Annotated in this window: 21 protein-coding genes; 17 read left to right on the forward strand and 4 right to left on the reverse strand. The window is 63.8% G+C overall.

Going from position 1 to position 22,103, the window contains the following annotated elements; translation table 11 throughout:
* The first annotated feature begins 2 nt into the window (after positions 1 to 2).
* Complete coding sequence (locus Q0C17_RS06550; protein WP_291203157.1) at positions 3 to 1,016, forward strand: NADP-dependent oxidoreductase; 1,014 nt, start codon at positions 3 to 5, stop codon at positions 1,014 to 1,016.
* Between the two features lie 85 nt (positions 1,017 to 1,101).
* Here Q0C17_RS06550 and ndk read toward each other — a convergent pair whose 3' ends face one another.
* Positions 1,102 to 1,524, reverse strand: a complete 423-nt coding sequence (gene ndk / locus Q0C17_RS06555; RefSeq protein WP_291203160.1) for a nucleoside-diphosphate kinase — start codon at positions 1,522 to 1,524, stop codon at positions 1,102 to 1,104.
* A gap of 245 nt (positions 1,525 to 1,769) precedes the next feature.
* On the opposite strand from ndk, the gene Q0C17_RS06560 reads away from it, so the two are divergent.
* Positions 1,770 to 4,136, forward strand: coding sequence for a TonB-dependent receptor (locus Q0C17_RS06560; RefSeq protein WP_291203164.1), 2,367 nt, complete (start codon positions 1,770 to 1,772; stop codon positions 4,134 to 4,136).
* 116 nt (positions 4,137 to 4,252) lie between these two features.
* Here the strand turns inward: Q0C17_RS06560 and Q0C17_RS06565 are convergent, their stop codons facing one another.
* Positions 4,253 to 5,059: a TetR/AcrR family transcriptional regulator gene (locus Q0C17_RS06565; protein ID WP_291203167.1), complete on the reverse strand. Its 807-nt coding sequence runs from the start codon at positions 5,057 to 5,059 to the stop codon at positions 4,253 to 4,255.
* Positions 5,060 to 5,115: 56 nt separating this feature from the next.
* Between Q0C17_RS06565 and Q0C17_RS06570 the strand changes: the two genes are divergently transcribed.
* The 4 genes from Q0C17_RS06570 to Q0C17_RS06585 are packed head-to-tail and all read left to right on the forward strand — an operon-like array spanning position 5,116 to position 8,082.
* The gene (locus tag Q0C17_RS06570) at positions 5,116 to 5,991 is read left to right on the forward strand and encodes an alpha/beta hydrolase (protein WP_291203170.1); all 876 of its coding nucleotides are present in this window, start codon (positions 5,116 to 5,118) and stop codon (positions 5,989 to 5,991) included.
* Positions 5,988 to 7,274: an MFS transporter gene (locus Q0C17_RS06575; RefSeq protein ID WP_291203173.1), complete on the forward strand. Its 1,287-nt coding sequence runs from the start codon at positions 5,988 to 5,990 to the stop codon at positions 7,272 to 7,274. Before Q0C17_RS06570 ends, Q0C17_RS06575 begins: the two co-directional genes overlap by 4 nt.
* Positions 7,275 to 7,321: 47 nt before the next feature.
* Entirely contained in the window at positions 7,322 to 7,756 is a 435-nt protein-coding gene (locus tag Q0C17_RS06580; protein WP_291203176.1) for a PaaI family thioesterase, read from the forward strand.
* Positions 7,753 to 8,082, forward strand: a complete 330-nt coding sequence (locus Q0C17_RS06585; RefSeq protein ID WP_291203179.1) for a zinc ribbon domain-containing protein YjdM — start codon at positions 7,753 to 7,755, stop codon at positions 8,080 to 8,082. Before Q0C17_RS06580 ends, Q0C17_RS06585 begins: the two co-directional genes overlap by 4 nt.
* Before the next feature lie 141 nt (positions 8,083 to 8,223).
* Here Q0C17_RS06585 and Q0C17_RS06590 read toward each other — a convergent pair whose 3' ends face one another.
* Positions 8,224 to 8,697, reverse strand: coding sequence for a DNA polymerase III subunit chi (locus Q0C17_RS06590; protein WP_291203182.1), 474 nt, complete (start codon positions 8,695 to 8,697; stop codon positions 8,224 to 8,226).
* Positions 8,690 to 10,153 (reverse strand): leucyl aminopeptidase, encoded by a 1,464-nt coding sequence (locus tag Q0C17_RS06595; protein ID WP_291203187.1) that lies wholly within the window; start codon positions 10,151 to 10,153, stop codon positions 8,690 to 8,692. Before Q0C17_RS06595 ends, Q0C17_RS06590 begins: the two co-directional genes overlap by 8 nt.
* A 124-nt stretch (positions 10,154 to 10,277) precedes the next feature.
* On the opposite strand from Q0C17_RS06595, the gene Q0C17_RS06600 reads away from it, so the two are divergent.
* From Q0C17_RS06600 to lptD, 11 genes are all read left to right on the forward strand, one after another.
* The gene (locus tag Q0C17_RS06600; protein ID WP_291203190.1) at positions 10,278 to 11,420 is read left to right on the forward strand and encodes an LptF/LptG family permease; all 1,143 of its coding nucleotides are present in this window, start codon (positions 10,278 to 10,280) and stop codon (positions 11,418 to 11,420) included.
* Complete coding sequence (locus tag Q0C17_RS06605) at positions 11,420 to 12,532, forward strand: LptF/LptG family permease (RefSeq protein ID WP_291203193.1); 1,113 nt, start codon at positions 11,420 to 11,422, stop codon at positions 12,530 to 12,532. The genes Q0C17_RS06600 and Q0C17_RS06605 overlap by 1 nt, the downstream gene beginning before the upstream one ends.
* Before the next feature lie 68 nt (positions 12,533 to 12,600).
* Entirely contained in the window at positions 12,601 to 15,207 is a 2,607-nt protein-coding gene (topA, locus tag Q0C17_RS06610; RefSeq protein ID WP_291203196.1) for a type I DNA topoisomerase, read from the forward strand.
* A gap of 90 nt (positions 15,208 to 15,297) precedes the next feature.
* The gene (locus Q0C17_RS06615) at positions 15,298 to 16,245 is read left to right on the forward strand and encodes an aspartate carbamoyltransferase catalytic subunit (RefSeq protein WP_291203199.1); all 948 of its coding nucleotides are present in this window, start codon (positions 15,298 to 15,300) and stop codon (positions 16,243 to 16,245) included.
* A complete protein-coding gene (gene pyrC, locus Q0C17_RS06620) occupies positions 16,242 to 17,522 on the forward strand; it encodes a dihydroorotase (protein ID WP_291203202.1) in 1,281 nt (426 codons plus the stop codon). The genes Q0C17_RS06615 and pyrC overlap by 4 nt, the downstream gene beginning before the upstream one ends.
* 28 nt (positions 17,523 to 17,550) lie before the next feature.
* Positions 17,551 to 17,883 (forward strand): hypothetical protein, encoded by a 333-nt coding sequence (locus Q0C17_RS06625; protein ID WP_291203205.1) that lies wholly within the window; start codon positions 17,551 to 17,553, stop codon positions 17,881 to 17,883.
* Between the two features lie 90 nt (positions 17,884 to 17,973).
* Complete coding sequence (gene plsY / locus Q0C17_RS06630; RefSeq protein WP_291203208.1) at positions 17,974 to 18,594, forward strand: glycerol-3-phosphate 1-O-acyltransferase PlsY; 621 nt, start codon at positions 17,974 to 17,976, stop codon at positions 18,592 to 18,594.
* On the forward strand, positions 18,591 to 18,860 hold the full coding sequence (locus tag Q0C17_RS06635) for a hypothetical protein (protein ID WP_291203211.1): 270 nt from the start codon (positions 18,591 to 18,593) through the stop codon (positions 18,858 to 18,860). The genes plsY and Q0C17_RS06635 overlap by 4 nt, the downstream gene beginning before the upstream one ends.
* Before the next feature lie 6 nt (positions 18,861 to 18,866).
* Positions 18,867 to 19,424, forward strand: coding sequence for a DNA-processing protein DprA (locus Q0C17_RS06640; protein WP_291203214.1), 558 nt, complete (start codon positions 18,867 to 18,869; stop codon positions 19,422 to 19,424).
* Entirely contained in the window at positions 19,405 to 19,635 is a 231-nt protein-coding gene (locus Q0C17_RS06645; RefSeq protein ID WP_291203217.1) for a hypothetical protein, read from the forward strand. The genes Q0C17_RS06640 and Q0C17_RS06645 overlap by 20 nt, the downstream gene beginning before the upstream one ends.
* A 216-nt stretch (positions 19,636 to 19,851) precedes the next feature.
* A complete protein-coding gene (lptD, locus tag Q0C17_RS06650) occupies positions 19,852 to 22,041 on the forward strand; it encodes an LPS assembly protein LptD (RefSeq protein WP_291203220.1) in 2,190 nt (729 codons plus the stop codon).
* Positions 22,042 to 22,103: the final 62 nt, after the last annotated feature.

Below are 22,103 nucleotides of genomic sequence, written 5' to 3' on the forward strand. Positions count from 1 at the left end.
ACGTGCAACAGATCGTTCTGAAACAGTATTGCAACGGTGCGCCGCAACCGGGCGATTTCCAGTTGGAGACGCTGCCGCTTCCGGAGCCGAAAGACGGACAATTTCGTGTACGGCATGTCTGGTGCTCGGTAGATCCCGGCACGCGCTCGCGCCTCTCCGGCGGAGACAGCTACGCAGCCGCCCTGCCCCTCGGCAAGCCGATTGACGGGTTCAGCGTCGGCGTGATCGACGCCAGCAACAATCCCGACTGGCCGGTCGGTACCAAAGTGTTCTGCGCGGGCGGCTGGAAAACCCATTCTCTGCAATCCGGCAAGGGCTTCATCGGCAAGGTAATGGACGTGCCGGGCGTGCCGCTGTCGGCCTGGATCGGCGTGCTCGGCGTACCGGGCCTCACGGCCTGGTTCGGCACCAAGGATGTCGCGCGCTTCAAGCAAGGCGACGCGGTGCTGGTTACATCCGCGGCCGGTCCGGTGGGCGCGACCGCCGGCCAGTTGGCGAAAGCGTGGGGCGCCTCCAAGGTCGTCGGCGTCGCCGGTTCGAAAGCGAAGTGCGACTGGCTGCGGAGCGAAGCGGGCTTCGATGTGGCCATAAATTACAAGGAAACTGATGACCTCACCGCCGCCATCGCGGCCGAGTTTCCCAAAGGGGTCGACGTGCTCTTCGACAATGTCGGCAATGCCATGGTCAATCGCGTATTGCCCCTGATGGCACTGAACGGACGCATATGCATCTCGGGCCAGGTCGCCGATTACAATCTGACCCCGGAGCAAACGCCGGGCATCGTAAACACGAAGCCTTTCATCACCCATCGCGTCAACATGCAGGGGCTCGTCGTGTTCGACTTCGCGCGCGGCTTCCCGGAAGCGCTTGGCACAATGGCGAAGATGATCGCGGGCGGACAATTAAAAATCCAGGAAGAACGCTTCGAGGGCATCGCTTCGATGCCGGAAGCCTTCTGCGGACTTTTCCGGGGCGAGAATTCCGGGCGCCGGGTGGTGAAGGTCGGGGCAGATTAGGCACGAATCTGAACCGCCATCGCCGCACGGCAAAGAAAAAGCCGGCGAGGCATCCCTCGCCGGCCTCTTTTTCTGAACCGCGGGCTCAGCCGGCGATGTCGGCTTCCGAGAAGAACTGCGCGATCTCGATCGCGGCATTCTCAGCCGAGTCCGAGCCGTGCACGGAGTTTTCGCCGATCGACTTGGCGAAGAGTTTTCGGATGGTGCCGTCAGCCGCCTGGGCCGGGTTAGTGGCGCCCATCACATCGCGGTATTTTGCGATCGCGTCTGCACCTTCGAGGACCTGAACGACCACCGGGCCCGAGATCATAAAGTCGACCAGTTCACCGAAGAAGGGGCGCTCGCGGTGAACGCCGTAGAAACGCTCGGCCTGGGCGCGGGTCATCTGGATGCGACGCTGGCCGATAATCCGCAGGCCGGCCTTCTCGATGACGGCGTTGATGGCGCCGGTGAGGTTGCGCTCGGTGGCGTCCGGCTTGATGATGGAGAAGGTGCGCTGCACGGCCATTGGGGGGCTTCCTGAATCTGTGAGTTGTGGATTTGCGCGGCCTATAGCGGCCCTGCTGCGCCGCGGCAACAGGCGTGAGGCGGCCCGCCTGTCGCCGGAAAGTCACGTGCCTCGGCCGTTAACCTTATCCCACCCCCGCTTGCGATTGACAGCCTGCGCGACCTGTGCATTTTCAACGCCTGTTGAAAAATTTCAACACATGTTGAGAAACGACACGCTCACGCCTGAGCTTCCGGGAGGACAAGATGGCATCGACAATGAACAGACTTATGCTGGCTGCACTCGCCGCAACCGCGCTGACGCCGGTAGCGGCCTATGCGCAGGAAGATGCCGCAACGGCACCCGAGGTCTCGGAAGAGCGCCGTTTCGGCCCGGTGGTCGTGACCGCCCAGCGCCGCGAGGAAAACCTCCTGGACGTGCCGCTTTCGGTGTCTGCCTTCCAGGGCGATGTGCTCGCTCAACTCGGCGTCCAGACACTCGATGAAGTCGCCAAACTCTCGCCGAACGTGACGCTCGAAGTCTCGCGCGGCACCAATAACACGCTCTCCGCTTTCATCCGCGGCGTCGGCCAGCAGGACCCGGTCTCGGGCTTCGAATCCGGCGTGGGCATCTATATCGACGATGTCTACCTGAACCGCCCGCAAGGCGCCGTGCTCGAGGTCTATGATGTCGAGCGCATCGAGGTCCTGCGCGGCCCGCAAGGCACGCTGTACGGCCGCAACACGATCGGCGGCGCCGTGAAATACGTCACCAAAGGCCTCGCGGATGAGCCGACCTTCAAGGCACGCGGCGCCTATGGCTCGTATGCCCAGGCTGACATTGTTGCGTCCGGCTCGCTGCCGATCACCGAGACGCTCCGCGTGGGCGGCGGCCTCGCGTTCTTCACGCGCGACGGTTTCGGCGAAAACATCATCAACGGCGAAGAAAACTACAACAAGGACGTGGCCGCCTACCGCCTCTCGGCCGAATGGGATGTCACCGACGCGTTCCAGATCCGCGTTGCAGGTGACTATATGAACGACGAGTCGAACGCGCGCCAGGGCCACCGTCTCATTCCCGACCTCGCGCCGCCCTTCACCTATCCGGTGCTGGACAACGAGTTCGACACGCGCGCCGGCCTCGATACCGTGAAGCAGGAAGTCGAAGTGAAAGGTGGCTCGATCGTCGCCGAGTACACGGTCAATGACCAAGTCACGCTGAAGAACATCCTCGCCTACCGCGAAGATGAAGGCACTTCGCCCATCGATTTCGACTCATTGCCGGAAGCCGATGTGGACGTGCCCGCGATCTACACCAATGATCAGCTGTCGAACGAATTCCAGATCGCGTATTCGGGCGAGCGACTGAACGGTATTGTCGGCGCCTACTATCTGGATGCGAACTCCGACACGGTGTTCGACGTCGGCCTGTTCACCACCGGCCAGCTGCTGAATATCATCAACAGCACCACCGCGTTCACCGGCTTCAACGCGCAGACCTTCGGAGAAGTGGGCACGGAAACCTGGTCGCTCTTCGCCGACTTCACCTACGACCTAACCGATAATCTCTCGGTCGCCCTAGGCGGCCGTTACACCGAAGACGAGCGCACCTCGACCGTAATCCGCCGCAACTATGTCGGCGGCTTCTCGGAATTCTTCGGCGGCAATGGTGTGCCGATTGCCACCACCTCCAACTTCAACGGCTCGGAAAAGTTTGACGACTTCAGCCCGCGTGCCTCGCTGACCTGGAAACCGGTGGACGACCACACACTCTATGCAACCTATGCACAGGGCTTCAAGGGTGGCTCCTTCGACCCGCGCGGCCAGTCGACGCTGGCGCCGGACTTCGATCAGAGCGGTTCGGTGACGCCGGACGAGGTGAAAGCCTTCATGCTGTTCGAGCCGGAAGAAGTCGACAGCTACGAGATCGGGTGGAAGTCGAACATGTTCGACCGGCGCCTGCAATCGAGCCTTGCCGTCTTCTACATGGATTATAAGGACGTGCAGATCCCCGGCTCTGTCGGCGTGGACGCCAATGGCGACGGCATCTTCGAAACCTTCGCAGGGGTAACCACCAACGCAGGCGCGGCCACGCTCTGGGGTGTGGAGTATGAGGGTACGGCGCTACTGGGCGAGGAGATCTTCAACGACTCCGACGCGTTCACGGCCAGCACCAGCATCGGTTACATCAACGCCGAGTATGACGAGTTCATCACCATCATTGGCGGTGTGCCGACTGATCTCGCCGAACAGCGCGTGGTGCAGAACACGCCGGAATGGACCGGCAGCCTGCGTCTCTCCTATGACACGCCGTTCAACATCCTGATGAAAGAAGGCCGCCTGACGATCAATCAGCTCACATCCTATCGCGGCGACTCGAGCCAGTTCGAGATCCCCAGCGCAATCGATCAGGAGGCCTACACACTGGTCGACCTGAGCCTGCGCTGGAAGGAAAATGGCAGCGCCTGGGGTTTCTCGCTCTCCGGCAAGAACCTCACCGATGAACGCTACCGTGTCTCCGGCTACAACTTCCTGAACGCTGTCGGCGGGGCGGCCCTGGGCCGGGAAGGCATCCTGACGGGCTTCTACGGCGACCCGCGCACAATCTCGTTCGGGGTAGATTACAACTTCTAGGGAAACGAAGGCCCCGGCGCGTTTCCTCCCAAACGCCCGCCGCGCAAGCGGCGGGTCAGCCGGGAGCCTCACCTGGGCGGTGCCTCACGGCGCCGCCCTTTTTCTTGTGAATAATGTCAGTGCGCGGAGCTCTTTACGCGGGTAGGCCGCGCTTTGGCCGCCGGCGCCGCGCGGCGGGCCGCCTCGAAGCCGCCGGTGATGAAGGGCACCATATGCTCGCAGGCGTCGGCCAGATCATTCGAGTGTACCAGCCCGTTCGACAGCGTGTCGATACGTCCCGTCTGGGCAAGACCGAGCGTCAAAGCGCCAGAGAAACAGTGGTAACCCCAGAACAAGTCGCGCTCATTCATGCCGGGCAATGCAAGACGTAGCGCGTCGAGAAACTTGCGGATCAGCGGGTCAAAATGCTCCGTCATCAGACGGCCACCCCAGCCCGGCGTGTTGTTCACATACGCCACAAGCGCATAATAGCTGTTCCAGCCCGGCTCCTTCAGGTGCGGTCCCTTGAATAGCGGCTCCACATAGGCGCGGATGATCGCCTCCACGGTCGGCGCCTCAGGCCTTGCCGCGGCGATGGCATCGATCAGGGCCGTCTCGCGCAGGTCGTTCAGCACTTTTGCGCGCCGGTCGAACACCGCAACAAACAGGTTTTCCTTCGAGCCGAAATAGTAGTGCGGGAGCGCGACATCGACCTCGGCCCGCTTGGCGATGGTGCGCAGCGTTACGCCGTCAAAGCCATGCGCGCTGAACTCTACCTCGGCCGCATCTAGAATCGCGGTGCGGCGGTCGGTCTTCAGCGGCGGAGATTTCTTGCGAGCGCTCAGCGGCGTATCCTCAGCATGGGGCGAACCGTGATTATGGACCGGTCCGGCCTCCGGAGTCAAAGCCGCCGGCAGCGCAATCCTTTCCAGCCGCTTGCGCATCCAGCGCTTTCCGGCTTACATTTCAACAGATGTTGAAACAGGAGGCAGCGCAGTCCATGACACCAGCCGGGGAAGATATCGCCTGGACGTCTGCTGACGGCCTGGCGCTCTACGCGAAATCCTATGGGCCTGCGGGCGCGCCGCTGTCAGTGCTCTGTATTCACGGCCTGACGCGCAATCACAAGGACTTCGAGCCGATGATCGCCGCCCTGCCCGCGCGCTACCGCTTCATCGCGGTGGACGTGCGCGGGCGCGGCCGCTCGGCGCACGACCCCGAACACAAGAACTACAATCCTGCTATCTACGCGAAGGACATGGGCCTGCTGCTCGACAAGCTCGGTGTCGAGCGCGTCGCCCTGATCGGCACCTCGATGGGCGGGCTCATCTCGCTGTTGATGACGCGCCGCATGCCGAAGCGCATTGCCGGCGTCGTGCTCAACGATGTCGGCCCCGTGGTCGAGAAAACCGGCATCGCCCGCATCGCGGCATATGCCGGCAAGGTGCGCCCGGTCACGGACTGGGCGAGCGCAGCCGAAGCGGTGAAAGCCATCCAGGAGGCCGCCTTCCCGGACATGCCGGATGAGCGCTGGATGGACTTTGCCCGGCGCACCTACAAGGAACTCCCGGGCGGCGAAGTCGTGCTCGACTACGATCCGAACATCGCCCGCTCGCTCGGCAAGGTGAAACCGGGCGCGCTGACGAATTTCGTGCTCTGGCGCCTGTTCGGCGGCCTGAAGAAGGCACCGCTGCTCGTCGTGCGCGGCGCGGCCTCGGACCTGCTGTCCGACAGCACCGCGCAGGAAATGGTCCGCCGCCATCCGGATGCGCGTCTCGCAACTGTTCCAGGCGTCGGACATGCGCCGATCCTCGATGAGCCCGAAGCCGTCTACGCCATTTCCGGTTTCCTCGCGCACCTGGAGAGCAAGGCATGACATCCTCCCCGCTACCGCTGGCCGCCCCGAAAATCTCCGGCCGCGCCTGGGTCCTGGCTGTCCTGACACTGACATATACATTCAACCATGTGGACCGGCAGATCCTCGTGATCCTGCTGGAGCCGATCAAGGCCGAGTTCAACCTGACGGACGCACACGTCGGCTGGCTCACCGGTCTCGTCTTCGCCGCCTTCTATGCCACCATCGGCATCCCCGTGGCGATGTGGGCAGACCGCGGCAACCGGCGCAACATCATCTCGCTCGCCCTCGGCATCTGGTCCGCGATGACCGCGCTGTCGGGCCTCGCACAGAACTTCTGGCACCTGCTCCTCGCCCGCATGGGCGTCGGCATCGGCGAGGCCGGCGGGACGCCGCCTGCCACCTCGATGATCGCCGACCTTTACCCTCCGCAGGAGCGCGCCATGGCGCTCGGAATCTACACCAGCGGCATCGGCCTCGGCATCATGGCGGGCTTTGCCCTCGGCGGCTACGTCTACGAACTTTATGGCTGGCGCGTCGCCTTCTTCGTCGCCGGCGTGCCGGGATTGATCCTTGCCCTGATCGTCCGCTTCGCCATTCCAGAGCCCGTGCGCGGCCTGGCTGACCAGCGCAAGGATGACGGCGCCGCCCCCTCCATCGGCGAGACGCTGAAATTCATCAGCGGCCAATCCTCCTATCTCTGGCTCCTCGCCGGCTGCCTGCTGATCTGCATCTCGGCCAATGCCTTCCTCGTCTTCACCTCCAGCCACCTGCAACGCAGCTATGGCCTCACGCCCGGCCAGGTCTCGCTGCCGCTCGGCCTCCTGATCGGCGGCGTCGGCAGCGTCGGCGCTGTCGTCCTTGGCCGCGTCTGCGACGTGATGTCGAAGCGCGACCTGCGCTGGCGCCCGCTGATCATCGCGCTCTGCGCCGGCCTCGCCCTGCCCTTCGCCTGGATGTTCCTGCGCGCGCCCACGGCGGAGATAGCCTATGCCTGGAATATCGTGCCAAGCTTCATCGGCCTGATCTATGCCAGCGTCGCCTACACCGCCTCGCAGGAGCTGGTGAAGATCCGTATGCGGTCATTTGCCTCCGCATTCATGCTGTTCTGCCTCACGCTCGTGGGCATCGGCTGCGGCCCGCTGATAGCCGGCCTCCTCTCGGACCACTTCGCCGCGCAGGGCGCTGCTCAACCCCTCGCCCGGGCGCTGGAGCTCATCCTCGTCTTCAACGCCGCCAGCATCGCCTGCCTGCTCATGGCCACCCGCAACTACCGCCGCGACGCCGAACGCGCCGCCGCTTGAACACAGGCGCGGGCCGCATTAGGTTCCGAAAAAGAACGGAGTCTGCCATGAGCTACACGCTACCCGACGAGATGATTACGCCGGAGGCCTACAACCAGCGCGCCCGGGGCAAGCTGCCGGACCATATCGGCATGGTCGTCACCCGCACTGACCGTGACCGGTTCGAAGCCTATTTCGACATCCGCCAGCACCATCACGCGCCCAACGGCTTCCTCCATGCGGGCAGCCTCGTCACGCTGGCGGACTCCCTCTGCGGCTACGCTACGGTCGCCAACATCCGCGACGGCGCCACCGGCTTCACCACGATCGAGCTGAAATCGAACTTCTTTGCCACCGCGCTCGAAGGCCGCGTCTTCGCCGTCGCCACGCCCATCCACATTGGCGGCTCCACGCAGGTCTGGGACTGCGAACTCACCAGCGACAAAGGCAAGCGCCTCGCGCTCTTTCGCTGCTCGCAGTTGGTGCTAAGACCCAAGGCATGAAAGACCTTCCCGCCTGCCCCGAATGCGAATCCGTTCTGACCTATGAAGACGGCGCCATGCTGATCTGCCCCGAGTGCGGGCATGAATGGACAGAAGCGGCGCCAGCAGGCGCGAAGGTGATCAGGGATTCCGTGGGCAATCCGCTCACGGATGGTGACTCCGTCACGGTGATCAAGGACCTGAAGGTGAAGGGCTCGTCTCTTGTCGTTAAGCGCGGCACCAAGGTCAAGGGCATCCGCCTCGTGGACGGCGATCACGACATCGACTGCAAGATCGACGGCATCGGCGCAATGGGGCTGAAGTCGGAGTTCGTGAAGAAGGTTTGACGACCTCCTCAAGCTCAGCTCGTTTGGCTCATCCTCAGGCTTCGCTCAGGATGAGCCAAATCGCTTAAATATCCCGCGATAGCCAAGAAGCCAACTCCTCCGGCGCGAAGCCGAAGGATGGGCCACACAGAGCCGAAGCCCCTAAACCCCCGCCTCTTTCCATCCGCCTGCTGACGTTTGCTGAAAATAGCGCGTCACCAGCCCGGACTCCTTCGCCGCCTTGAACTGCTCGCGCGCCCGCGCGCGGCTGTCCTTGTCGCCGTCCTCGAAAATCACCATGCAACGGCGGAACGGCGCCTCCACCGGCGCATCGGTGCCGTCCATCAGCACCAGCGCGTCCGCATTGTTGGCATTCTTTAGCTTCGCCGAGAGCAGCACCGGCTGGCGCGCGGCATCAAGGCCGGGCGCTTCGGCCTGGCCGTGCGGCAGGAAGGAGGCGTCGTCAAAGGTCCACAGCGCGGCGTCGAGCGTCGCCAGCCGCTCCATATCCGGCGAGACGGCGAGTACGCGCCATCCCGCCTCCAGACATTTCTGCATCAGCGGCGGCGCCGCCACCTCAAGCGCCGTGCGCGAGAGGTGGTAGAACCACCATTCCGGCCGGATGGCCTCACTCATAGTTATCCGCGATCCAGCGGCTGAGCAGGCGCGGACCGTAACCCGAGGCCCAGCTCGGATCGGTCGGGGCTTTCTCGCCTTCAACCCAGGCGACGCCCGCGATGTCGAGGTGAGCCCATTTCACGCCGTCCTTGACGAAGCGCTTCAGGAATTGCGCCGCTGTGATCGAGCCGGCAGCCGGTCCGCCTATGTTACGCATGTCAGCGAACTTCGACTTGATCTGCACGTCATACTCGGCGCCGAGCGGCAGGCGCCACACGCGCTCACCTTCGGCGAGACCGGCCTTCGTCAGCTCGGCTGCAAGTTCGTCAGAGTCGGTGAACATGCCAGCGTGGTGGTGGCCGAGAGAGATGATGATCGCGCCCGTGAGGGTCGCAAGGTCAACGATAGCCTTCGGCTTGAAGTGTTCCTGCGCGTACCAGAGCACGTCGCAGAGTACGAGGCGGCCTTCAGCGTCAGTATTCTGCACTTCGATCGTCTGGCCGGAGGCGGAGTGAAGAATGTCGCCGGGGCGGATGGCGTTGCCGTCCGGCATGTTTTCGACGAGGCCGATCAGACCGACGACGTTCACTTTCGCCTTGCGCTGGGCGAGCGCGCGCATCGTGCCGGTCACAGCGGCTGCGCCGCCCATGTCGCCGCGCATGTTCTCCATGTTCGGGCCGGGCTTCAGCGAGATGCCGCCGGTATCGAAGCAGACGCCCTTGCCGACGAGGATGACCGGATCTTCGCCCGGCTTGCCGCCGTTCCAGCGGATGATGCCAAGCTGGCTTTCCTTCACCGATCCCTGGCCGACGCCGAGCAGCGCGCCCATGCCGAGCTTGGCCATCTGCTTTTCGCCGAGGACTTCCACCTCGAGGCCGAGGGGGCTCAGTTCCTTGACCTTCGCCGCAAAGGATTCCGGATACAGGTCATTGGGTGGCAGGTTGACCAGGTCGCGTGCGAGATAGGTGCCGTCCGTGGCTGCATCGAGCGGCCCGTAGGCTGCCTTGGCGGCCTTCGGGTCGGACGAAATAACGGTGAGTCCCGAGAGGCTTGGCTTCTGGTCCGGCTTCAGTTTCGTGAAATAGGTATCAAAACGATAGGCAGCCAGTTTGGCGCCCACGGCGATCCGAGCCGCTGATTCGGGGTCCTCAGCCGAGATTGCAGCCGTCTTGAAGCCGCTGGAGCCGACCGCCTTGAAGAAGTGCGCACCGATATTCTCGAGCGCCCGCGCATCGCGCTTCTTCGGCTTGCCGCCGCCGACCAGAACGGCCCGGCGCGCGTCGAGGCCCTTGGGCAGCACGACCGTGGCCAGCTGGGCGGTCTTGCCGTCGAAGCGGCCGCCTTCCATGGCTTCGGTCAGCAGGCCGCCGCTGGCCTTGTCGAGCGCTGCAGCGCCCGCCGGCAGCCGACCGTCCTCATCAATAACAAAGGCCGCGATGTCCGCCTTGGCGCTTTCTGCGAATGTGATCTTCATGTGTGGAAACTCCGTTGTCAGCGGAAACTAAGCATCGACGCGCCAAGCGCAACTCGTTAGCAAGGGAAAAGACAGCCCCTAACCGCCTGTTTTTAGCAAGATAGAGCGTCGCACCCCGCCAGACATGACGAAAATCCAGGCCCATCTGTTCCGTCAGATCCTGCAGGCGGTGATCATCATCGTCGGCGGGCTCGTGATGATGGCCCTTCTGGCCCAGGGACTTTCGCGCACCGACCTGATCCTCGAGAACCGCCAGTCGGCGCTCACCTATTTCTACATCGTCATGCTCGGCTCGCCGCAGGTGATCGCATTGCTTACGCCGCTCGCCATCTTTGTCGGTACGGTCTGGTCGCTGAACCGCATCCACAAAGACTCCGAGATCGTGGTGGCCCAAGCGGCCGGCATGACGCGCTGGCAGGTTGCTTCGCCGGTGCTCCGGCTCGCCACGCTCTGCCTTGTTCTGCACCTCGGCGTGAACCTCTGGGGCCAGCCGGCCTCGCAGCGCGCTATGCGCGAAGCTGTCGCGGTTGCGCGGGCGGACCTTGCTGCCGCACTGATCCGCCCGGGCCAGTTTACCACCAACGGCGACCGTCTCACCTTCTACGCCCGTGACCAGGTCAATGGCGAACTACGCGGCGTGATGATCTCGGACATGACCGACCCGGACTTTCCGACCGACATTCTCGCCCGTTCTGCCGCGCTGGTCTCGGTCGATGGCCGTCCGACCCTGCTCCTGCGCGATGCACTCAGTCAGCAGCTCGATACCAACCAACAACTGTCGATCCTTGAGTTCGACCAGTACATGTTCGACCTGACGGATTTCATGAAGGAAGACTCCGAGCTGATCCTGAAGGCCTCGGACAAGTTCCTGCACGAACTGATCTTCGTGGACCGGAAGGACTACTTCCAGAACAAGCAAGCCCACGACTTCTTGTCGGAGGCGAATGCGCGCCTGACGACGCCGCTCCTGAACATCGTGATGGCGCTGCTCGCCATCGTTGCCGTGCTGGGGGGGGATTTCAACCGGCAGGGCTATGGCCGGCGTATCGGCATCGCGTCGGCCTGTGCCACTGTCGTGCTGGTCGTGCAGCTGGCACTGCAATCGGCGGCCGCGGAAGACCCTTCGATGAACGTCGTCCAGTGGGTCGTGCCGATCCTCCTGATCGTCACCTTGTGCTGGGTCTATTTCGGCCGCGGCCGGCATATCGGCAAACGCGCGCCGCCGACGAGCGGCCTGCTGATCCCGCGGCATAAGGCAACGGCCTGATGTCGCGTATCCAGACATACATATTGAAGGAGTGCCTTTCGGGCCTTGCGCTGGTGCTTGGGCTGCTGGTGCTGGCGATCCTGCTGATCGACGTGGTGGAGCAGCTGCGCACGGTCGGCGGCGATGTCAGCCTCAGCCTTCTGAGCGCTTTGCGCTTGTCGCTGATGAAGCTGCCGCTGCTGATCGAGCAGACCCTGCCCTTCGCGCTTCTTGCCGCCTGCATGCTGGCCTTCACGCGGCTCAACCGGCGCTCCGAACTCTCGATCATCCGCGCCAGCGGCCTTTCCGCCTGGCGCTTCCTCACGCCTGTGATCGTGCTGGCGACCGGTGTTGGCCTCTTTTCGTCGCTTATCCTCAATCCGTTCGCCGCCCGGCTCACACAGTCGTTCGAGTATGAGCGCTCGCGCCTGCTGCAGATCGGGCAGGAAACCCTTGCTGTCGCCGATACAGGCATCTGGCTGCGCCAGGGCGACGATACCAGCCAGATCGTGATCCATGCCCGCCAGGTGGAGAATTCGGGGCGCACGCTGCTGGACGTGAAACTCATCGAGGAGCAGCGCCTCTATGACGGCCGCCGGCCCACCAGCGACTTTGCCTTCGTGCGCCGTATCGATGCCGAGCGCGCCGTGCTCAACGATGGCTTCTGGCAGCTCGAGAACCTTGTCGAAAACCTGCCGAACCAGTTGCCGGAACGCCGCGAGAGGCTCGCCATCCCAACCTCGCTGAACGCCGTTACCTTGCTCGACAAGTTCGCCTCGCCAAACTCCATCGGCTTCTGGGACCTGCCCGGCTTCATCCACGAGACACGCGCGGCCGGGCTTGATGCGTCGCGCTATACGATGCGCTGGTATTCGCTGACCGCCACCCCCGTTCTGTTCGTCGCGATGGCCCTGATCGGGGCTCTTGCCTGCCTCAGATTGCAGCGCCTCGGCGGCACGTCGCGCCTTCTGGCCACGGGTGTCCTGGCCGCCGTGGGGCTCTATTTCTTCACCCAGTTCTCTGCCAGCCTTGGGGCTACAGGCGCGGCGCCACCGCCTGTAGCGGCCTGGTCGCCGCCCCTGTTTTTCCTCTTTGTGAGCCTTGCCTTCATCGCCTATCGCGAAGACGGCTAACGCGGCTCCGGCCTTGACACGGCCCTACCCCCCGGACCATCTCTGCCGCCCTTAAAGAGGGAAAGCGCATGAAACTTGTCGTCGTCGAGTCGCCCGCCAAGGCCAAAACGATCAACAAGTACCTGGGAAAGGACTATAAAGTCCTCGCCTCCTACGGCCATATCCGCGACCTTCCCTCCAAGAACGGCTCCGTCGATCCGGACAATGATTTCGAGATGGTCTGGGAAGCCGACGCCAAATCGGCAAAGCGCATTTCCGACATCGCCAACGCCTTGAAAGACGCCGACACCCTCATCCTCGCGACCGACCCTGACCGCGAAGGCGAGGCGATTTCCTGGCACATTGTCGAGGCCCTCAAGAAGCGGCGCGCCCTGAAGAAGGACATCCTTGTCGAGCGCGTGGTGTTCAACGCGATCACCAAGAACGCCGTCACGACCGCGATGGAACATCCCCGCGCCATCGACGCCGAACTGGTGGACGCCTACCTTGCGCGCCGCGCGCTGGACTATCTCGTCGGCTTCAACCTATCGCCCGTGCTCTGGCGCAAGCTGCCAGGCTCGCGGTCGGCGGGCCGCGTGCAGTCGGTGGCACTTCGCATCGTTTGTGACCGCGAGAACGAGATCGAACTCTTTCGCCCGCAGGAATACTGGAACATCGCCGCAGACCTGCGCGCGCCCGACGGCACCGCCTTCGAGGCGCGCCTGCATGCCCTCGACGGCGAGACGCTGAAGAAGTTCACCCTCGGCAACAAGGGCGATGCGGACCGCGCGCTGGCGATCGTCAAGGTTGGCGGCTATTCTGTCGCCAGCGTCGAAGCCAAGCCGGTTAAGCGCAACCCGCCGCCGCCCTTCATCACATCCACATTGCAGCAGGAAGCCAGCCGCAAGCTCGGCTTCAACGCAAAGCGCACCATGCAGGCCGCGCAGAAGCTCTATGAGGAAGGCCGCATCACCTACATGCGGACCGACGGCGTCAACATGGCCGAAGAGGCCTACTCCGCCGCCAGAAGCATGATCCAGTCGAATTATGGCGCGCGCTACCTGCCGGAAAACACCCGCCGCTATTCCTCCAAGGCCAAGAACGCCCAGGAGGCCCACGAGGCGGTGCGCCCGACCGACTTCCACCTGCGCCCGGAAGACTATCACGGCGACGGCGACCTGAAGAAACTCTACACCCTCGTCTGGCGCCGCGCGGTCGCCTCGCAGATGGAAGCGGCGCTGTTTGAGCGCACAACCATCGACCTCGCCTCCAAGGACAAGCGAGCGACTCTGCGCGCAACCGGCCAGGTCGTCGTATTCGATGGCTACATCAAGCTCTACACCGAAGGCCATGACGCCGGCGAGGATGACGATGATGCTGAAGGTCGCCTGCCGAAAATGTCGGAAGGCCAGCATGCGGATCTTCTGAAGGCCGAGGCCAACCAGTCCTTCACGACGCCGCCACCGCGCTATACAGAAGCCTCGCTGGTCAAGCGCCTTGAGGAACTTGGAATCGGCCGCCCGTCAACCTACGCCTCCACCATGTCGACGCTGGAAGACCGCGGTTATGTCCGTGTCGAAGGCAAGGCGTTGGTGCCTGAGGACAAAGGCCGCCTCGTTACCGCTTTCCTAGAGAACTTCTTCGCACGTTATGTGGAATATGATTTCACTGCAGGCCTTGAAGAGAAACTCGACGTCATCTCAGACGGCAAACTCGACTGGAAAGCCTTCCTGCGTGATTTCTGGACGCAGTTCGCGGTCGACATCGACGGCACGAAAGACCTGCGCGTTACGCATGTCCTTGACGCCCTTAACGAGACACTGGGCGCTTATGTCTTCCCGCGCCAGGACGCCGACGGCAATCCTATCGACAACCCGCGCCTCTGCCCGCTCTGCAAAGAGGGCGAGTTGTCGATGAAGCTTGGCAAGTTCGGCGCCTTTGTCGGCTGCTCCCGCCACCCAGAGTGCAAGTATACCCGCCAATTCTCCGCCGAAGGCGGCGAAGGCACGATCAATCCGGACGGCAACGAGATCGGCATCCACCCCGAGAAGGGCGAGATGATCCTGCTGAAATCCGGCCGCTTCGGCCCTTATGTCGAGATGGCGAACGGCGAGAAGCCAAAACGCGCGAGCCTCGCCAAGGCCGACAGCCCGGACACGCTGACCCTGTCACGCGCCGTGGAGCTTCTAAGCCTGCCGCGCGAAATTGGTCCGCACCCGGAAGATGGAGAAATGATCCTCGCCAATTTCGGCCGCTTTGGTCCGTACGTGCAACACGGCAAGACCTATGCGAACCTCAAGGACCCTGCGGACGTCTTTTCCATCGGCATCAACCGCGCTGTAGACCTGATCGCCGACAAACGCGCCAAGGCCGCTGCCGGCGGCGGCGGACGCGGCGGCGTAGCCGCCCTCAAGTTGCTCGGCGAGCATCCCGATGGCGGCCCGGTCGAAGTCTTCGCCGGCAAGTACGGCCCCTATGTGAAATGGGGCAAGGTAAACGCCACACTTCCGAAGGACATGGCCCCGGAGACGGTCACCCTCGAAGCCGCGCTGGAACTGGTGAACGCGAAAGCAGGCAGCAGCGGCGGCGGCAAGAAGAAAGCCGCGCCAAAGAAGGCCGCCGCCAAGAAACCGGCCGCGAAAAAGCCGGCAGCCAAGAAAGCGCCCGCGAAAACAAAGAAAGCCGCTGACGAATAATTTGGGCCTGTCATTGGGTGATTGAGGGCGGCTGAAGGCTTGCCCGGCAGCGGATTCGCGCCTAAACCGCCGCAAATCGAAGGGGCCTTCATGGCTGAAGCGCGACAAGACTATACCTTCCAGCACGACCATCTGCTGGGAATCGAAGGCCTTCACCCCCTTGATATTGCTCACATATTGGACTTGGCGGACACGTACGCCGAGACTACGCGCGCAGGCCGCCGGCCCGATCCGGTGCTGACCGGCAAGACAGTGGTTAACCTCTTCTTCGAGAACTCGACGCGCACGCTGTCGAGCTTTGAGATTGCAGCGCGCCGTCTTGGCGCGGATGTCGTCTCGATGCCGGTGGCGAACTCGTCGGTGAAGAAGGGCGAGACGCTGATCGACACCGCGATGACGCTTAACGCGATGAAGCCGGACGCACTGGTCGTCCGCCATTCGGCGTCGGGCGGCGCGAAGCTCTTGTCGCGCAAGGTCGACTGCACGGTAATCAATGCCGGCGACGGCACGCACGAGCATCCAACGCAGGCGCTGCTTGACCTGCTCACCATCCGCCGCGTCAAAGGCCGCATCGAGGGCCTGAAGGTCGTCATCTGCGGCGACATCGCGCATAGCCGAGTGGCGCGCTCGACAACGATGGCGTTGCACCTGATGGGCGCGCGAGTGCACGTGTGCGGGCCGCGCACGCTGATCCCTCCGGGTACGGAAACCTGGGGTGCAGAAAGTGCGGGCACGGATTTTGACCGCGCGCTGCCCGGAGCAGATGTTGTGATGATGCTGCGCCTGCAACTGGAGCGGATGAATGGCAGCCTGTTGCCGAGCCAGCGCGAGTATTTCCGCTATTTCGGCCTGACGGCGGACCGGCTGGCGCTGGCCAAAGACGATGCCATCGTGATGCACCCCGGGCCGATGAACCGCGGCGTGGAGATTGAAAGTTCCATAGCCGATGGCGAGCGGTCGGTGATAACGCAGCAGGTGGAGATGGGCGTCGCAGTGCGCGAAGCGGTGCTGCACCTTCTGGCAGGAGCGCGCTCATGAGCTTCGAGATTGTCAACGCGCGCCTCATTGACCCTGCGACCGGAACGGACGCGCCAGGCGGTGTGTTCATCGACAGGGGCGTGATCAAGGAGTTCCGTACAGGGACGGGTGTATCCTTCAAGGATGCGAAGGAAACGATAGATGCGGGCGGGCTTTGCCTCGCACCCGGCCTGATCGACCTGCGCGCCAAGACCGGCGAGCCGGGCGAGGAGCACAAGGAAACGCTGGCAACGGCCTCGCGCGCGGCGCTGAGCGGCGGGATTACGAGCCTTGTGGTGATGCCGGATACGCGGCCGGTGATTGATGATGTCGCGCTGGTGCAGTTCATTGCCGAGCGCGGGCGCGAGACGGCGTTTGCGCGGGTTTATCCGGCGGGCGGGCTGACGGTCGGCCTTGCGGGCGAGGCGATGTCCGAGATCGGCCTGATGGCGGAAGCGGGCGCGGTGTTGTTCACGAATGGTGACTGGCCGGTGGCGAGCGCGCAGGTGATGAAGCGGGCGATGACCTATGCCGCCTCGCGCGGGGCCATCGTGATGTCGCGGCCCGATGACCGCACGCTCGCGGGCGGCGGCGTGATGAATGCGGGCGAGTTTGCGGCGCGCAACGGGCTTTCGGGCATTCCCCTCGAGGCAGAATGGCTGGGCGCGATGCGCGATGTGACGCTGGCCGAGCAGACAGGTTGCACGCTGATCCTGGATCAGGTGACCTCGCAGCGCACGCTGGATGTGGTGGACATAGCGCGGGGCCGCGGCGCGAAAGTGTTTACGACGGTGGCGGCGCATTCGCTGTTCTTCAATGAGCTGGATATCGGCGACTACCTTACCTATTGCAAGGTGAACCCGCCTTTCCGGACCGAACGGATGCGAAAGACGCTGGTGCATGCGCTGAAGGAAGGCGCGATTGACGCAGTTGTCTCCGCGCATGATCCTCAGCCCCCGGAGGAAAAGCGCCTGCCGTTCGGCGAGGCGGCGTTCGGCGCGGCGGGGCTGGAGACAGTGCTGCCTTGCCTGCTGACGCTGGTGGCGGAGGAGGAACTGACGCTGCTGGAGGCGTTGACGCCGGTCACATTCGGCCCCGCCTCGATCCTCGGCCTGCCGCAGGGCCGCATCGCCAAGGGCGCGCCGGCGGACCTCATCCTCTTCGATCCCGGCAAGCCCTGGCTCTGCGACCGCGACCACCTGCTCTCGCGCTCCAAGAACTCGCCCTTTGACGGGCGGCGTTTGCAGGGCCGCGTGATGCGCACGTTTGTCGGCGGGAAGACGGCGTTCGAGCGGTAGGATGTTACGTCAGCCGGTTTCAGATGAGATGATTGAACGCGATATTCGCGAGGTACTCAGCTGGTGGCCAACGCCCAGCTTTCTCGCAGACTTTGCCACACGCCGGGTCGGGTTCGGGCACGAGGGCTATGGCATGAATTTTCCGGAGGGCATCGACGACCATGACCGGGAAGTCATGGGCATCCATGTTCCCACGGGGCATGTCGACATCTACGGATTCTACGGCAACCCGGAGGGCGGATTCGAGCACATCGTTCCGGAGACAATGTATCTGGGCGTGCTGGCCCAGTTTCTTCGGGAACTGAAACGAACCGCGGAAGCCGAAGCCGTCGAGCGGCTGATACCCCAGCGGCGGCTATAGTCCCGGGGCTCGCAGAATCCGGGCCTTGCCCCGTCCGCCCTGCCCCCCTAAACCTTCACGCATCAGGGACGGACGGGGAACGAACCACACATGCCGCAAGAGGCGCTTTACGCATTGGCCGTGGCGGTTGGCTATCTGGCGGGGTCGATACCCTTCGGGCTGGTGCTGGTTAAGGCGGCGGGGCTTGGCGATATCCGCGAGATCGGATCGAAAAGCATCGGCGCGACGAACGTGCTGCGCACCGGGCGCAAGGACCTCGCGTTGGCGACGCTGCTGCTGGACAGCCTGAAGGCGGGCATTGTGGCGCTGGGCTTTACCTGGTTCGGCGGGCGCGAAGCCGGCATGGTTGCGGGCGCGGCGGCGTTCCTCGGGCATTGCTACCCGATCTGGCTGGGCTTCAAGGGCGGCAAAGGCGTGGCAACCTATGTGGGCCTGCTCGCCTGCATCACGCCGCTGAAAGGGCTGCTGGTGGGCGGACCAATCTGGCTGGGCATCTTCGCGCTGACGCGGATTTCATCGCTCTCGGCACTTGTGGCGGCGGTGGCTGTGCCGCCCGGTGCCTACCTGCTGGGTGAACGCAATCCAGTTGTGCTGGGCGGGCTGGTTCTGCTATCGGTTCTGGTGTTCTGGACGCACCGGGCAAATATCGGACGGCTGCTGAACGGCACCGAGCCCGCCTTCGGCTCGCCGAAAGCCAAGCCGGAAGATTGACCCTGCGGCGGCTGACCAACGCTGAGCGCCGCGACCGGCTTCGTCTCGTCCGTACACCGAATATTGGCCCGCTGACCTTTGCCCGCCCGATCGAGCGGTATGGCAATGCGGGCGATGCGATGGCCGCCTTGCCCGAGATTGCCAGCCTCATGGCGAGGGGGCGCAAGATCACCCTGCCCCCGGTTAGCGCCATCGAGGACGAGATGGCCGCCACCGCCAGGTGCGGCGCGCGGATCATTGCGAGTTGCGAGCCGGATTTCCCGTAGCTGCTTGTGTCGCTGGACCCGCCGCCTCCGGTGCTGACGGTGATCGGCAATCTGGCACTGGCGCGCCAAGATGCTGTGGCGATTGTGGGCGCGCGCAATGCCTCGGCGGCGGGGCGCAAGATTGCCCGTGACATGGCAGCGGATCTTGGCTGCGCGGGGCTGTCAGTCGTCTCCGGCCTCGCGTTGGGCATTGACGGCGAGGCGCATGCGGCGAGTCTGAAGACCGGAACGGTCGCCGTGCTGGGCGGCGGCGTGGATCATGTCTATCCGCCACAGCATGAGCGGCTCTACCGCGAGGTTGCCGAACAGGGCCTGATCGTTTCTGAAAACCCGGCGGGCTACAAGGCGCGGGCGCAGGACCTTCCCCGCCGCAACCGCATCATCACCGGTCTTGCCCGGGGCACGATCGTGGTTGAGGCGGCGGAGCGTTCCAGCTCGCTGATCTCGGTGCGCATGGCCGGCAGAGGTGATGGCCGTCCCCGGCTCGCCGCTCGACCCGCGCGCGGCGGGCACCAATGGCCTGATCCGGCAAGGCGCGGCGCTGGTGCGCCATGCCGCCGATGAGCTGGACGCGATGGCGGGGCTGCCGCCGCTGCATGAGGCCGCGCCGCCCGCGCCGGCCTTCACGCCGGAGTTCCTTGACGGGCCGCCGCCGCAGGACCAGCTGGCACGGGTTCGCCAGGCGCTGAGCCCGCATCCTATGCCGATCGACGAGATCGCCCGGGCGGCCGGGCTCAATTCTGTGCAATGCCAGGCCGTGCAGATGGAACTTTAACTCGCGGGGGAAGCCCGGCCATATCCCGCGTGATCCGGTGGCCCCGTTGTCCGCCCCCTGTGGCTTGCATGCACCGGCCCCACCGTCAAAAGCAGGGCTTGGCGCCCGGATGGCTGGACGGCCCGCTGGATCAACTCTAAGCCTCTCGAAACGCCGCATGGTCCTGCAGGGGATGGCAGGTTCGCGCTGACCGGCGGCACAGTGAGGGTGAACCGTTTGGCTTTCTGGTCCCAATACGCGCTGCTCGCCGGGTTCTCGGCCGTGTTGCCGCTCGCCGCACAGGCGCAGGACGCCTCTGCCGTTGCGGCCGCCCCCACGGCAGAAACCTCTGACGAACGCGTGGTTCTTGAGGCCGATACGGTCTACGAAATCGCTGCCGAGAACAGCATCGTTGCCGAAGGCAATGTTGAAGCCCTCTATCAGGGGCGCATCCTGCGCGCCGACAAGCTGATCTATAACCGCACAACTGAAAAAGTGCGCGCCATCGGCAATGTTGTGATCATCGACGTGGATGGCGCGCAGCAGTTCTCCGATGAAGCAGAAGTCGGCTCGAACCTGTCGGATGGCTACGCCATCGGCTTCTCCGCCCGCCTTGCGCAGGGCGCCACCGTCACCGCCAATTCGGCCATTCGCAGTTCGGGCGGGTTCAACGCACTCGACCAGGTCGTCTACACGGCCTGCGAGATCTGTGAAGAAGACAAGACACCGACCTGGACGATCCGCGCCCGGCGCGCCGTTCTGGATCAGGAAAGCCAGATGATCTCCTACCGGGATGCGGTGGTCGAGATTGCCGGTGTTCCGGTCTTCTACCTGCCCTATCTCGCCCACCCCGATCCGACCTCGGACCGCCGCTCCGGCCTGCTGATCCCGGATGCCGGCCGCTCGTCGATGCTGGGCCTTTACTACAAGCAACCTTACTACTGGGCGATCTCCGATTACTCGGACGTCACGATCTCCCCGATGTTCTCTTCCAACGTCAATCCGGTGGTCAATCTCGACTATCGCAAGCGTTTTTACTCCGGCGAAGTGCAGGTCAACACCAGCTTCACCCAGGAGCAGGACTTCGACAGCAGTGGCAACAAGTTCGGCGAGGACCTGCTGCGCGGGCACATCTACGCCAACGGAGCCTTCGCGATCAGTCCGCAATGGAAATGGGGCTTTGCCGTCGAGCGCCAGTCGGATGACCTGTACGACCGCCGCTACAACATTGACGGCCAGAACGCCAAGCGCGGCCTCTATTCCAACCAGCCTCGCCGCCTGCTCTCGCAGCTGTTCGCGGTCGGCCAGGGCGAAGACTACTACGCCGACGTGGCGCTGCTGAACTTCCAGGGCCTGCGCGGCGTGGACGATGCTAACCAGCTGCCGGTCGTCTCACCCCTGCTCTACGCCGAACAGAACTGGGATCTCGGCAGCTATGGCTTTGCCAACGCGAAGGTCTCCTCCGCCATCCTGACCCGCGATGTAGGCGCCGACAGCCACCGGGTCAGCGCGGGCGGCGAATGGCGCAACTTCAACCTGCTGCCCGGCGGGGCGACCTTCGAACCGTTCGTGGAACTGCGCGGCGATTTCTATTCCCTCGACGAAGCCGTCAGCGGCAAGGACCAGGTGTCCCGCGCGGTCGGCAATGCCGGTGCGAAGCTCGCCTATCCGATGGTGCGTCCGGGCAAGACCGTGGACGTGATGCTGGAGCCAGCAGTGATGGCTGCCTGGGGCTTCTCCAACGCCAACGATCCGGCCATCCCGGTCGAGGACAGCCAGCTCTACGAGTTTGACGAGTCGTCCCTGTTTGAGGCCAACGGCTTCGGCAATTACGACCTCTATGAAGGCGACGGCAAACTGTCGGCCGGCCTCACGGCCCGCGCCCTTTGGAAGAACGGCACCGAGCTCAGCACCACCGTTGGCCGACGCTGGCGGTCGCGCGCCGATGACACGTTCGATGTGGCCTCCAACCTCGACGGCAAGAAATCGGACTGGGTAGCCTCGGCCTCGCTGGACCTTGGCCGCAACCTGAACCTGTCGAGCCGCCTGCGCCTCGACGACAAGGACTTCGCCCTCAACCGCCTCGACCTTAGAGCCTCGACGTCATTCGACCGGTTCCGGGCCGTGGCGCAGTACTACAAGATCGATTCGCGGATCAGCCCCCTCGGCACCGCGGACGAAGGCATCTACATCCAGGGCGAAGTTCAGGTCTCCGACTCGTATTCGATCATCTTCGGCCAGCTGCGCGACATCAGCCAGGCCCTTGATGCGCGCCGCGACATCGGCATTGCCTATTCCGACGACTGTTCGCGCTTCGAGCTGCTCTACAGCCGCAGCGAGCTGAGCGACCGTACCCTGGGGCCAACCGAGAACTTCCAGTTCCGCTTTACCTTGAAATCGCTCGGCAACTTCGGAAGCGGGCAATAGAATTGACGCAAACGTCAATCCGGCCTGAAAACTGCAAGAATTCATCGCCTACTGTGCTGCCG

This window comes from Hyphomonas sp. (assembly GCF_022844445.1).
GTDB lineage: Bacteria > Pseudomonadota > Alphaproteobacteria > Caulobacterales > Hyphomonadaceae > Hyphomonas.